A 12,377-nucleotide genomic window follows, 5' to 3' on the forward strand; every position below is an offset into this window, starting at 1 on the left:
GTCAGACCGTAAATCCTAACATCATTCCCGTATCTTCATGTTCTAACAGATGACAGTGCGCCATATAGGCATGTTCCTTCGGCGCGTCGTGATCGATCTTGACCAGCACTTCGCTGATACCGCCCTCAACGCGTACCGTATCCTTCCAGCCCGTTCTGTGCGCCGCTGGCGCTTTGCCGTTCTCTGACAGAATACGGAACTGCGTGCCGTGAATATGGAAAGGATGCAGCATCATGTCGCCCACGCCGGAAATGACCCAACGTTCATGTCGGCCTTTTTGCGCCGCGAACATCGGTTTGTTCATATCGAAGACCTGGCCGTTGATAAAGTTAGCGTTATGGAAGTCGAATTTTCCGCCGTGATTCATATTGCCCATCGCGCCATGATTCATCCCGCTGTGATCCATGTTGCCATGATCCATCTCGCCATGCCCCATATTGCCGCCCTGCATATGCGCGTTCATGCTGTCATGATCCATGCCGCTCATCGCCTGAGCGCCATATTTCTTCATCAGCATTTGCATCCCCATAATATCAAGGCGTGGGTCCATCGACAGTTTCAGGTTGCGCACCGTCAACCCTTCCAGCGACGGCAGCGCCGGCATCGTCGTCAACGTATCCGGCAGCGTACCGGAGGCGGTAATCCGCAGCGGCTGGATACGCATCACCGGATGCGGTTTATCAAACGGAGCGATCGCCATTCCCATCTGGCTGACCGGCAGGGTCACCAGATCAAAGGCTTTCCCGTCGCTGATATCCACCAGCACTTCAAAACGCTCGCCCATTAATAACGGCAGTTCGGTGACTTTCACCGGCTCCGCCAGCAGGCCGCCGTCGCTGGCGATCACATAAAGCGGGCGATTATCGCTGGCGGCGATATTCAGCGAACGCGCATTACAGCCATTTAGCAAGCGCAGACGTAGCCAGCCTTTCGGCGCGGAATGCTGCGGATAGATAGCGCCATTGGTCAGCAGCGTATCGCCAAACCAGCCGACGGCGGCGGTCATAATATCCAGTTGATAATCAATCTGGCCATCGGCGGAGAAGCGTTTGTCCTGAATGATCACCGGCACATCGTCGATGCCCCACTGTTTCGGCAGGCGCAATTTGCGAATCTCGTCATCTTCAATCAGCACCAGCCCGGCAAGGCCCATCGCCACCTGGCGCCCGGTTTTGCCGTGTTTGTGCGGATGAATCCAGCAGGTCGCGGCGCGTTGCTCCGGCGTAAACGTCACCGTGCGGGTTCCGCCTGCGGGAATAATCCCCTGCGGGCCGCCGTCGACGATGCCCGGAATCTCCAGACCATGCCAGTGAAGCGTCGTGTCTTCGGCCAGTTGGTTATGGATATCAACGGTCACGCTTTTTCCTTTGTGAAGCTGTACCGCTGGCCCCAGCAAATTACCGTTGTAGCCCCAGGTTGTCGCGTTCTTACCGGCGAATGTGGACTGTCCGGCTTTAACAATTAACTGCATACGGTTGCTCGCATCTGCCGTTAACAGGTCAGGAATAGGCAACGCGGGACGTTCGGCGGCAAAAGCGGCGCGGCTCCACAGCGGCAGCGCTGATGCAACCCCCAGCGCCACTGAATATTTTAAGAAATCACGGCGTAACATAATCATTTCCTTATAATGAACAGGCGGGTGTCTAAGCTTAGACCCTGCCCTAACGGGAAGGTCAAGCCAGCAACACGTCTTTACCATTCCTGACAGCAATACAACAAGAATGAAAACGCCGCGGCCGATCCTGATAATAAAAGTCGTCGCTACGTTCTCAGTATGCTAACGTTGACTTTCCCTGATGCCGTGGTAGAAGCAATGAAGACGTTTTTCAGACCCGTGTTGTTTGGCAGCCTGATGGCCTTATGCGCAAATAGCTATGCGCTTACTGAATCCGAAGCTGAAGATATGGCCGATTTAACGGCGGTTTTCGTTTTTCTGAAAAATGACTGTGGTTACCAAAATTTACCCAACAGTCAGATTCGCCGTGCGCTGGTCTTTTTTGCCCAGCAAAATCAGTGGGACCTGAGTAACTACGACACCTTCGATATGAAATCGTTGGGCGAAGACAGCTACCGCGATCTTAGCGGCATCGGTATCCCGGTCGCTAAAAAATGCAAAGCTCTGGCCCGCGATTCTCTGAGCCTGTTAGCCTACGTTAAATAATCCTCCGCGATCCTATTGCTGAAATAATGACCGTGCATCCACGGTCATTGTTAGCTATGATGTTGCGCCCTTTTTTTACGGGTGTTAACAATGGAGGTATCAGCCAATGGCCGAAAATACGATGTGGCATGAAACGCTACACGACCAGTTTGGTCAGTACTTTGCCGTAGACAACGTTCTGTATCATGAAAAAACCGATCACCAGGATTTAATCATCTTTGAAAACGCCGCTTTTGGCCGCGTGATGGCGCTGGACGGCGTGGTACAGACCACCGAACGCGACGAGTTTATTTATCATGAAATGATGACCCACGTCCCGCTGCTGGCGCACGGTCATGCGAAACACGTTCTGATTATCGGCGGCGGCGACGGCGCAATGCTACGTGAAGTTACCCGGCATAAAAACGTCGAAACCATCACCATGGTAGAGATAGACGCTGGCGTAGTCTCGTTTTGCCGCCAGTATTTACCCAACCACAATGCCGGCAGCTACGACGATCCGCGCTTTACGCTGGTAATCGACGACGGCGTGAATTTCGTCAATCAGACCCATCAGACCTTTGATGTGATCATTTCCGACTGTACCGATCCGATAGGCCCCGGCGAAAGCCTGTTTACCTCCGCCTTTTATGAAGGCTGTAAGCGTTGCCTGAATCCGGGCGGCATTTTTGTCGCCCAGAACGGCGTGTGCTTCCTGCAACAGGATGAAGCGCTCGACAGCCACCGCAAGCTGAGTCATTACTTCAGCGATGTCGGCTTCTACCAGGCGGCGATTCCGACCTATTACGGCGGCATTATGACCTTCGCCTGGGCGACGGACAACGACGCTCTTCGTCACCTGTCGAGCGAAATTATTCAGGCGCGTTTTCATGCCGCCGGCCTCAAATGTCGCTATTACAACCCGGCTATTCATGCCGCTGCATTTGCGCTACCGCAATATCTACATGACGCACTGTCCGCACAGTGACGTTAAGGAGGTGATAAAAATTGAAAAAGCTGAAACTGCATGGCTTTAACAATCTGACGAAAAGCCTGAGTTTTTGTATTTACGATATCTGCTACGCCAAAACCGCAGAAGAACGCGATGGCTATATCGCCTATATCGATGAACTCTATAACGCCAACCGACTGACCGAGATCCTGTCGGAGACCTGCTCCATTATCGGCGCGAACATCCTGAACATCGCCCGTCAGGATTATGAACCCCAGGGCGCCAGCGTCACGATTCTGGTGAGCGAAGAGCCGATCGACCCGAAACTTATCGATCAAACCGAACATCCCGGCCCGCTGCCGGAAACCGTGGTGGCACACCTCGATAAGAGCCATATCTGCGTGCATACCTATCCGGAAAGCCATCCGGAAGGCGGGCTATGCACCTTTCGCGCCGACATCGAAGTGTCAACCTGCGGGGTGATTTCACCGCTAAAAGCGCTCAATTACCTGATCCACCAGCTAGAGTCCGATATTGTCACCATCGATTACCGCGTGCGCGGCTTTACGCGCGACGTCAACGGTATGAAGCACTTTATCGATCATGAGATTAATTCTATTCAGAATTTTATGTCGGAAGATATGAAGTCGCTGTATGACATGGTGGATGTAAACGTGTATCAGGAAAATATTTTCCATACCAAGATGCTGCTTAAAGAGTTCGATCTTAAGCACTACATGTTTCACACCAAACCAGAAGATCTCACTGAAACCGAACGCCAGGAGATCACCGCCGCGCTGTGGAAAGAGATGCGCGAGATTTACTACGGCCGCAATATTTCTGCGGTCTGATTCATCACTGACAGCGCCTGACGGCGCTGTCACTCCGGCTGCACCAGCGTTAGCGCAAAAGCGCGCCCTTTCAGTTCAACCTGCGCTGACGGCGGCAGATTGACGTCGGTAATCACGTCATTAAAGCGCTCAAGCGGCACCACATTAAAGAGCGAATGCGCGCCATACTTACTGCTGTCCGCCAGCAACACTTTGCGCTGCGCATTAGCAATAATCTCCTGTTTAAGCCCGGCCTTATCTTCCGTTGGGGTCGTCACGCCCGTTTTTACCCCCCATGAATTACAGCTCATAAACGCGATGTTCGGATACACGCTACGCAACAGCTTACGCCCATGCTCACCGATACAAGACTGACTGCTGTCATCGATACGACCGCCGACAATCGTCACTTCAATTTGCCGGAACTCAGCTAAAAACAGCGCAATATGCAGATCGACGGTGATGACCCGCAGCGGAAGATGGGTTAAGCATTTCGCCAGTTCCATCATTGTCGTACCGGCATCCAGCACGACGGCATCGCCAGCATTGACCAGCGATGCGGCAACGCGTGCGATCGCCCGTTTTTCAGCGGGCGATCGCAGTTGTTTTTCATTGGTGGTGGGCTGGGCGGGTTCAAAACGCCGCAGCGCCACGCCGCCATGACTACGGCTGATCACGCCCTGCTCATCCAGCTTGATCAAATCGCGACGGATAGTGGCTGGCGATGCGTCAACCGCCTCAACCAGCTGTTCTACCGTAACCAGCGTATGGTTTTTCAGATACGCCACAATGAGATCCAGACGGTGTTGTCCTTTCATAACAGGGAATTATGCCAGTTGCATTGCCAGTTTGATCGATACGGCCATGCTCTCAGATTTTGCTTTTCCCGTCCAGGCGATATCAAATGCGGTGCCATGATCGGCAGAGGTCCGAATAAACGGCAGCCCCGCGGTGATATTCACGCCATCATAAAAGCCAAGCAATTTCAACGGGATATGTCCCTGGTCATGATACATCGCCACCACCATATCATACTGCCCCTCATAAGCCTGGAGAAATACAGTATCCGGCGGGCACGGCCCATAAACGTCCATACCTTTTGCACGGGCATCGGTAATGGCTGGCGTCAGGATACGCGTCTCTTCATCGCCAAACAGGCCATTCTCGCCCGCATGAGGATTCACGCCTGCCACGGCGATACGCGGTTTAACGTAACCCACACGCTTGAGGAAAGTATCAGCAATACCAATCACCGTTTCGACACGCGTGGTACTTAACGTATCAAGGAATTTACGCAGCGCGATATGCGTTGAAACGTGAATCACTTTTAGTTTATCGGTGTAAAGTACCATCGCGTAATCGCGGCTATGGGTCAGGGTCGCGAGCAGCTCGGTATGGCCCGGATAGTTGTGCCCTGCCAGGTGCAGCGCCTCTTTATTCAGCGGCGCGGTAGCGATAGCCTGTACGTCGCCCCGTAACGCTAACTCGGTGGCGCGCTTCACGCAGCGATATGCTAAATCCCCCGCCTGCGCCTGAACTTTCCCGGCCTCCAGCGCCTCCGGCTGCGCCAGCGGCTCATCAATCACATGAATGATGCCGGGCGCAAAACGCGCTTCGGCGACCCGTTCAATGGCCCGTAACTCGACGTTCGGCGTGATGCCCTTCACCTGTAAACGTTTCAACGTTGCGAGGCATCCAATAACCACCAGCGGCGCGCCGTTGAGACCGTCTTCGCTTAGCGCTTTAACAATAATTTCCGGCCCAATGCCCGCTGGATCGCCCATGGTAATGGCAACGGTTTTAGTCTCCACAATACATCTCCTCAATATAATAAAGCGCGTCACACAACGTACTGTCTGAACCGAATCCGCCCGCTTTGGTAATGACCGGCAGATCGTCAATTTCGCTGTTTACAAACGTTCCACAGGGAATACAGGGCGCCACCTCACTTTGAATGCGATAACCTTCAGCGCCAAGCGCGCCGGCGACGGCGGTAGCGATATCGCCGCCGGTCAGAAACAGCCCGCCAATCCGCGCCTGCTCGATAATGTTTAACGTGACGACGCCAAGCCGCTGGCTCAGTCGCTCGCCCAATTGCTGACGGCTCATCGCGAATTTTTCGCACAGCGCGTCGATTAACTGTCGATCTTCTGCGCGACGGCTGGTGCGTAATATCGTATGTCGATGCTGACTTAACAGCGCGCAGGCCTGCTCTACGACAGACGCGATTTCCTGCTCCGCGCTATCCGACACCATGCGCGCGGCATCAATATCCACGACCTCCGCACGTCCCCGGCACAGCGCATTATCCACCTGACGTCGCGTGGCTTCGCTCATCGAACCGGCCACCACCAGTACCGGCAGCCGCTGCCGGTCTTGCATAAAAAGTTCAACCGGCAACGCATTCGCCAGACCCGCTGCGCCGACGAGCAGCGGCATCGACGGTTGTTCACACGCCGCTTGCGCAATCAACGTCAGGTCCCGCTCTTCCACCGCATCCACGACGATAATCCCTTCGCCCTCAGCCGCATAAGCCGTAAGTAAGGCGCTTAACCCGCCGCGTCGGACATCCTGTAAAAAGACTTCATACACAGGGATCTCACTTTGCAACGCCACTATCTCGGCAATACGGGAAGAGACAATGGGCGTTTTCGGATCGCTGGCAAATTCGGTTTCCAGTAGCGGGACGCCATTAACCAGACATTTTCCTTCAAGCGTCGTGCGTCCGGCCGCAGGGATCGCGGCGGCGATAACGGCCAGTTTTCGCTGACTGGCGCGCATGGCCGCCGTCACTTCGGCGCCGATATTGCCGCGAAATGTAGAGTCGATTTTTTTGTACACCAGCGGCGCTGGCGATGTCTCACACCACGGGGAAAGCGCGGCATAAACGGCAGATGCCGCCTGATCTGCAGGCATCGCCCGGCTTTCGGTGTTAATGACTAACACATCGGCGCGGCGGGACGGTTTTTGCGACGCGCTCAACATAACTTCTGTTCTCGCCCCCTTCTTCGCCAACTGGACGCCGGTATCATTCGATCCGGTAAAATCATCGGCGATAACCATCATTTTCATGCGTTTTTCTCCAAAGAAGCCTGACGCGCCTGTTTTTTCGCAACCCAGGAGGTCAACACTGGCGTCAGGATTGCCGTGGTGATCACCGAGGCGGCAATCAGCGGAGCGGCAGCAGCGGCCACCTCGGCGAGCGAAGGGTCGGCCTGCGCAATAGCCAGCGGCGTCGCAACGGCATTACCCGCGGTGCTGGAGGCCGCCGCCCCGGCAATGCCAGTTCCGCCAACCAGACGATCTGCGCGAATATTAAAGAAACCGCCAACGAACGTTGTCAGCACGCCGAGCAGAATTCCGGCAAGTCCGCCTTGCAGTAACATTTCCAGGTTGATGCCCGCCCCCAGCGCAAAAGCAAAGAAAGGAATGAGCAGCGGGCCGCCTTTGGTCAAAAAATCGCGCATATGAGGATCAAGATTGCCGAGGATCATGCCGACAACCAGCGGAACCAGCACCGCCACCAGCGCCATAATGGGAATGTTCGCCATCCCTGCCGCGCCCAGCGCAATCATCGTAAAGAAAGGGCCATCATTAAGAGACAAAATAGAGATAGCGCCGACGTCGCGCTCATTGCCGAATTCGCCTACCAACGCAGCATAAAGTCCGCCATTCGAATTGCTCATCGCCGCGATAATCGCCACGCCGCTCAGGCCAAAAATACCCTCCGCGCCGAAAAGATGCTCCACGCCCAGGCCAATCCCGATGGCGACAAGCAACTTAGTGAGCGTAATCGTCCCGCCCTGCAATAACGCCTGGGGCGCGGCTTTCACACTGATACCGGCTCCCATACACAGCAGAAAAGCGCCAATCAGCGGCGCCGCGCCGTTTTTAAATAAGGCGGTGGTAAAACCGCCGATCTCAAGCGCCTGTGGAGCGAAGGTGTTAATGAGTGCGCCAATAACGAGCGGTACGACCATCATGCCGCCGGGTACGCGCTCTATTGCTTTTTTGATGTTCATGGTCTTACCGCCTGTTGCTTGTTGTGATTGAATAAAATCATAACGATTATATTCAATCAAATTAAGATCACAAACGCGTCAGATCACAGTTTTAAAATGATTAATAAAAATCAAAAAATCATTCTGCAATAAAAAAGCCGGGATACTCCCGGCTGGAATGTGTGGTGATTTCGTTTCCACTACCGCCCCCAACTGTCCGTCGACTGGCGTTGCGGGACAATAACGAAGAGAGGGTCAGGCTTTACTGACGAATTCCCGATACGCGGCGACGACCCGTAGAAAATCCTCCATGCCGCACAGGGATAAACTCTCTTCATCGTAATAACTCATCCCCTCTTCCATCTCATCGCCGGAAAAATCCAGCTGATTGGCGCGAATCATCACCTCTTCGCCGTCCATCCAGATCGTGTATTCATGCCCTGCTCGTTGCCAGGAGCGTTCGCTGCCTTTGACCGTACGCGCGGCTTGTTCTACTTCATCCAGTAGCGAGAGGTTGTCTTTAACCTCTTCATTAAACCAGTGACCGACCACCTCGTGGCCCATCGACATTCGTACTTTTACCCCTCCGGTAACGTCGCGCAGAAATTCGTAATCCATAATTGTTTTCCTCTGCCCTGGCAATGCGCCAATACCGCATTGCGCCTTAAGGTAATTATCGCAGCACGGTGAAAGAAAAACAGCGGGGCGCACAAAAGATAAAATAAAAATGCCAAAACAGTTTATTATTCATACAGAAAGTCACTCTAGCGCTTCAATATATCTACACGCACTCCGACAAAGTGCTACGTGCCGCACCGTGGGGTATTAAGTCTCCACGATTCACAAACTCGCCGTTAGCGAAGCGCGATCTGGAAGAGTATTTATTTAATGAATGTGCTTTTCATATGCAGCCGAAATCAATGGCGCAGCCCCACGGCGGAGCAGGTGTTCCGCCGCTATCCTGGCCTTAGCGTCCGTTCCGCTGGCACCAGCCGCAACGCCAAAAAAAGCGTGTCGTGCGGGTTACTTCAGTGGGCTGACGTTATCTGCGTTATGGAGCAGAAACATAAAGACCGGTTGATGGCTGAATATCGTCGTATTATTGAAAATAAGCCCCTGCACGTACTCGATATCCCCGACGATTATCGCTATATGGACCCTGAACTGGTCAGGCAACTGGAAGAGCTGGTGCCGGAAGTGCTGGGGATATAGGCGTTGCCGCAAGGAAATGTCCATCATCGATCACGATTACATTCACTTACTCTCCGTTAAGCGAAAACTCGACGACAAATTTCACATCAGACAGCGCGCCGTTTAGATGAACTTTTATTATGCGCCGGAAGAGAGCAGTCATTAAAAACGGCTGCCCCTCATCCAGCTATAGCATTACCAGCCCGGCGCCCCTCTGGCGTTTTTTCAGAAATCATCAATACCCTGCCCACGCCGACGCCTGCTAGTCTTTCAGACGCTTCCTTATCATCCGGGTCGTTGTCATGAAATTGTTGGCTACTTGATAAGCGCTTTTCAACTGAGCTCCAGCAATGGGCGATATCAGCAGAGAAGCCGTAGTGAGTTGTATTTTTTGTCAGACGGTTGAAGGAAAATTCAGGAAGGATACATTATGTCTGTATTTCGACGAATAATTTATCATAGCGGTTGGTTTATTCTGTTTGGGCCGTTAATAGGCGCAGCCATCGCGATAGGTATCATAAACTTTTTACCCGCCATTATTGGCGGACCAGACTCATTTTTGTTCTATTTCTGCAGAACAATACCAGAATTAGTGATTATTACCGGCTGGATATACAGTCTCCTCCCCGCATGGTTAACCGGTGTCGCCTGCGCGCTGATACCCCTGAAATTATATCAAAAAATAATTAACAGGATGATCCTTTGCGCCATTGCAGGTGGTCTGATCACGACGCTGTTTAATTTTGCGCGATATGGTTTTGACATAAGCATACTACCATTAATATATGGTGAAGTATTGATTATGCTTATTCCAGCGATTGTAGCCGGGGCAATAATGGGCGGGGTAATTACGTATTTGCCGGGGCTACGGGAAGTGAAGCGTAATAATAAATAAGAAGCGCCATTCGGGCCCGGAAATCCGGGCCCGTCTCTGTTACACCGCAGTCTGGAAAATCACGCCGTCCGCTTTCTCAGTGTACTGAGAGAGCTGGTCGAAGTTCAGGTAACGGTAGGTATCCACCGCCGCCAGCTCCGCAGAAGCCGGAAAACGATCTGTCGATGACCTTTTATTATGCGCCGGAAGAGCGCAGTCATTAAAAATGGGGAGTCTCACATCACCAGCCCGGCCCCTCCATCACGGGCATGAGTTTCACAATATTCTCCAGTACCAGTGGCGTGTGGTGATCTGAACTTAATGCCAGTAAAACATCACCTGTGACAACAATTTCTTGGTTTAACAAATCGTCGCCGTACTGTACTTTAACTCTTTCTATGATCTCATCGCTCAACAAGAGTTGCACTTGCCCATTCCAGTCGGCTGTCTGCATGTCGGCATCCTGGACGCAGGTTAACGGTTCTTCGAGTTTAACCACCCAATAACGCTGCGCGCCGCTTTTTTGCTCTGCCAGTATTCCGCGCAATGACACGGTATCGCCTTCCCGCACGCAGCGCTGTTGCCGTTTTTTCGCCATTTCTTCAACCGTTTTGACTGGCAAAATGTCGGTGCTGTGGTTACACCAGGCCAGTGAGCTTTGGCGACTAATGCCCTGAAATTGAGGAACGGGCAACCACCATGTATTATTAGCGTCTTTCTGCAATACCACATCCAGCTTTTTACTATCCTGACTATACCAGTCAGCATCGGCATTGGCAGGTTCGCCACAAAAATAGGCATATTTTTGCGCCGCGCATAGCTGCGTCACCACGAAGGATGGCACAGGCGTATTATTCAGCGTTGTTTTACGATTAAGATCGCCAACGTAGTTTTCACGTACCGCGTCAAGCAGTTGCGTGCGCAACGGATCGCCTTTTTCTACCGGCAGGCAAGCTGCGATGCGCCCGTACTGTTTCACCAGCGCGCGTAATTCCTGTGACTTCAGGTCAACATTCCCGGCAAAGTGGCACTTTGCTTGCTCCGGCGCGCTAAACTCTTCATCCAGGTAAACCGTACTCACCCACCCTTCGGTACCGCTGTCCAGCAGAATACGATCGAAGAGATAATATTTATCATCTTCATCTTTAATATACTGACCGTCAGTATCTTTTAGCAGGCCGCAAAAATAGGCCAGTTCGCGCGTCTCGTTGATTTCAATCCGCTTGATATCGAAGCGGGCGTTTAATAGCCCAACCTCCTCGCGTAGCGTTAATGCAATAGCGCCGCGTGGATTTTCATCAGGCTTCAGCGGGAACATATCTGATGCATATAAATTGCAACAAATCATCATCAACACCAATAAAAAATAACGCATGAACGTGACCGTCGAAAAATTGCATTGAGGGTGCCATAATAGCGCTTTGCGTTATTATCAGTAATCATTTGCTCATGAAAAAGATCGCGTTCGGTTTCCCGTTATTGCTGGCAGTATTGCCTTATCCGGCGCAAGCCAATGAGGCCGTGGCGAATAGTTCATTGCATTTACTGGCACAGAGCGATATTCAACTGGCGAAAGAGCGTCTGTTAATTGAACGCGAGCGGATTAATGCTGATTATTTGTTTGTGAATCCGACCGCGCAGGATATTATCGTTCCTGTCGTTTTCCCCATGCCGCCGCTGTCATTTAGCGACGTTGACGAAGCCGGTGAAGATTACATCCCCGGCATCCGCAACATTAAAATCCGCGTCGATGGTCAGATCGTGACCCCGCAACCACGCTGGACCGTAGTACTGAATGCTCCGCAGGAAGAGATCACCGATAAACTTCAGCAGGCTGGCTGGACGGTGGAGCAACTGATCGCCGCGCTAAGCGACGGTGAATTTTCGCCTCCGCCGGATCTCCCGGCGCTGCCGCCGGAATGGTTTAAGGATAATCAGCCGCAGTTTACTATCCAGCGCAACTTCATCTGGCAGCAGAGCTTTCCGGCGGGGAAAGCGGTGACTATCCACCAGGTTTATACCCCGAGCGTGTCACTCAGCGCGCTAATGTCAACGGATGAACTGGACAATGACAACACCTGCCCGACGGCGGAAAACCGCCAGCAAATACAGCAGGCGCTGGATCAGTTAATGACGAAGCAAGGCCCGGCAGGCGCTTTGGGGCAAAACCGGATGGATGTGGTGCTAACCGGTGATCCCGCGTGGAAAGAGGGGGACATCGGCGAGTTTACGCTGCGCCTTCACGGCGACGTGATCACCACCTGCTTTCAGCCGCCGCTGACGCGGGTTAACGCCACTACGCTGGAATTTAAGCAGAAAAATTTCCGGCCTGCGGAAAATCTGGCAGTGACGTTTTATTCTTTATCGTCTATGTACGAATGATGGCATA

At 52.7% G+C, this 12,377-nt stretch carries 13 protein-coding genes and 1 pseudogene; 6 read left to right on the top strand and 8 right to left on the bottom strand.

Features of this window, described 5'->3' with window-relative positions; all coding sequences use genetic code 11:
* Position 1: 1 nt before the first annotated feature.
* Positions 2-1,612 (bottom strand): multicopper oxidase CueO, encoded by a 1,611-nt coding sequence (cueO, locus tag NBA72_RS16285; protein ID WP_042947568.1) that lies wholly within the window; start codon positions 1,610-1,612, stop codon positions 2-4.
* Between the two features lie 201 nt (positions 1,613-1,813).
* On the opposite strand from cueO, the gene NBA72_RS16290 reads away from it, so the two are divergent.
* From NBA72_RS16290 to speD, 3 genes are all read left to right on the top strand, one after another.
* Entirely contained in the window at positions 1,814-2,161 is a 348-nt protein-coding gene (locus NBA72_RS16290; RefSeq protein ID WP_000846613.1) for a YacC family pilotin-like protein, read from the top strand.
* A 106-nt stretch (positions 2,162-2,267) separates the two neighbouring features.
* Complete coding sequence (gene speE / locus NBA72_RS16295; RefSeq protein ID WP_000829968.1) at positions 2,268-3,128, top strand: polyamine aminopropyltransferase; 861 nt, start codon at positions 2,268-2,270, stop codon at positions 3,126-3,128.
* 20 nt (positions 3,129-3,148) lie between these two features.
* Positions 3,149-3,943, top strand: coding sequence for an adenosylmethionine decarboxylase (gene speD, locus NBA72_RS16300; RefSeq protein WP_000734276.1), 795 nt, complete (start codon positions 3,149-3,151; stop codon positions 3,941-3,943).
* A 29-nt stretch (positions 3,944-3,972) separates the two neighbouring features.
* Here speD and NBA72_RS16305 read toward each other — a convergent pair whose 3' ends face one another.
* The 5 genes from NBA72_RS16305 to yacL all read right to left on the bottom strand — a co-directional run bounded on the left by NBA72_RS16305 (position 3,973) and on the right by yacL (position 8,541).
* On the bottom strand, positions 3,973-4,740 hold the full coding sequence (locus NBA72_RS16305; RefSeq protein ID WP_000678254.1) for a DeoR/GlpR family DNA-binding transcription regulator: 768 nt from the start codon (positions 4,738-4,740) through the stop codon (positions 3,973-3,975).
* A 9-nt stretch (positions 4,741-4,749) separates the two neighbouring features.
* Positions 4,750-5,733, bottom strand: a complete 984-nt coding sequence (locus NBA72_RS16310; protein ID WP_000448752.1) for a D-threonate 4-phosphate dehydrogenase — start codon at positions 5,731-5,733, stop codon at positions 4,750-4,752.
* Complete coding sequence (gene dtnK / locus NBA72_RS16315) at positions 5,723-6,994, bottom strand: D-threonate kinase (RefSeq protein WP_000783300.1); 1,272 nt, start codon at positions 6,992-6,994, stop codon at positions 5,723-5,725. The genes NBA72_RS16310 and dtnK overlap by 11 nt, the downstream gene beginning before the upstream one ends.
* Positions 6,991-7,944, bottom strand: a complete 954-nt coding sequence (locus tag NBA72_RS16320) for a 2-keto-3-deoxygluconate permease 1 (protein ID WP_042947572.1) — start codon at positions 7,942-7,944, stop codon at positions 6,991-6,993. The genes dtnK and NBA72_RS16320 overlap by 4 nt, the downstream gene beginning before the upstream one ends.
* 234 nt (positions 7,945-8,178) lie before the next feature.
* Entirely contained in the window at positions 8,179-8,541 is a 363-nt protein-coding gene (gene yacL, locus NBA72_RS16325) for a protein YacL (protein ID WP_000384308.1), read from the bottom strand.
* 270 nt (positions 8,542-8,811) lie between these two features.
* Between yacL and NBA72_RS16330 the strand changes: the two genes are divergently transcribed.
* Entirely contained in the window at positions 8,812-9,135 is a 324-nt protein-coding gene (locus NBA72_RS16330; protein ID WP_001101536.1) for a low molecular weight protein tyrosine phosphatase family protein, read from the top strand.
* A 409-nt stretch (positions 9,136-9,544) separates the two neighbouring features.
* A complete protein-coding gene (locus NBA72_RS16335; protein WP_000110435.1) occupies positions 9,545-10,009 on the top strand; it encodes a membrane protein in 465 nt (154 codons plus the stop codon).
* 39 nt (positions 10,010-10,048) lie between these two features.
* Here NBA72_RS16335 and NBA72_RS16340 read toward each other — a convergent pair.
* Both NBA72_RS16340 and NBA72_RS16345 read right to left on the bottom strand, forming a co-directional pair.
* Positions 10,049-10,141, bottom strand: a pseudogene (locus tag NBA72_RS16340) (hypothetical protein); the annotation flags it as partial.
* A gap of 88 nt (positions 10,142-10,229) precedes the next feature.
* Positions 10,230-11,363, bottom strand: a complete 1,134-nt coding sequence (locus NBA72_RS16345) for a DUF4431 domain-containing protein (protein ID WP_020898395.1) — start codon at positions 11,361-11,363, stop codon at positions 10,230-10,232.
* 74 nt (positions 11,364-11,437) lie between these two features.
* On the opposite strand from NBA72_RS16345, the gene NBA72_RS16350 reads away from it, so the two are divergent.
* Positions 11,438-12,370, top strand: coding sequence for a DUF4424 family protein (locus NBA72_RS16350; protein WP_042947579.1), 933 nt, complete (start codon positions 11,438-11,440; stop codon positions 12,368-12,370).
* Positions 12,371-12,377: the final 7 nt, after the last annotated feature.

Source organism: Salmonella sp. NW1250, from assembly GCF_051812965.1.
GTDB lineage: Bacteria > Pseudomonadota > Gammaproteobacteria > Enterobacterales > Enterobacteriaceae > Salmonella > Salmonella enterica.

What these genes read in the sequence shown, in the direction of transcription:
- cueO (WP_042947568.1), bottom strand. Translation starts at nt 1,612, where the DNA reads ATGTTACGCCGTGATTTCTTAAAATATTCAGTGGCGCTGGGGGTTGCA.
- NBA72_RS16290 (WP_000846613.1), top strand. Translation starts at nt 1,814, where the DNA reads ATGAAGACGTTTTTCAGACCCGTGTTGTTTGGCAGCCTGATGGCCTTA.
- speE (WP_000829968.1), top strand. Translation starts at nt 2,268, where the DNA reads ATGGCCGAAAATACGATGTGGCATGAAACGCTACACGACCAGTTTGGT.
- NBA72_RS16305 (WP_000678254.1), bottom strand. Translation starts at nt 4,740, where the DNA reads ATGAAAGGACAACACCGTCTGGATCTCATTGTGGCGTATCTGAAAAAC.
- dtnK (WP_000783300.1), bottom strand. Translation starts at nt 6,994, where the DNA reads ATGAAAATGATGGTTATCGCCGATGATTTTACCGGATCGAATGATACC.
- NBA72_RS16320 (WP_042947572.1), bottom strand. Translation starts at nt 7,944, where the DNA reads ATGAACATCAAAAAAGCAATAGAGCGCGTACCCGGCGGCATGATGGTC.
- yacL (WP_000384308.1), bottom strand. Translation starts at nt 8,541, where the DNA reads ATGGATTACGAATTTCTGCGCGACGTTACCGGAGGGGTAAAAGTACGA.
- NBA72_RS16330 (WP_001101536.1), top strand. Translation starts at nt 8,812, where the DNA reads ATGAATGTGCTTTTCATATGCAGCCGAAATCAATGGCGCAGCCCCACG.
- NBA72_RS16335 (WP_000110435.1), top strand. Translation starts at nt 9,545, where the DNA reads ATGTCTGTATTTCGACGAATAATTTATCATAGCGGTTGGTTTATTCTG.
- NBA72_RS16345 (WP_020898395.1), bottom strand. Translation starts at nt 11,363, where the DNA reads ATGCGTTATTTTTTATTGGTGTTGATGATGATTTGTTGCAATTTATAT.
- NBA72_RS16350 (WP_042947579.1), top strand. Translation starts at nt 11,438, where the DNA reads ATGAAAAAGATCGCGTTCGGTTTCCCGTTATTGCTGGCAGTATTGCCT.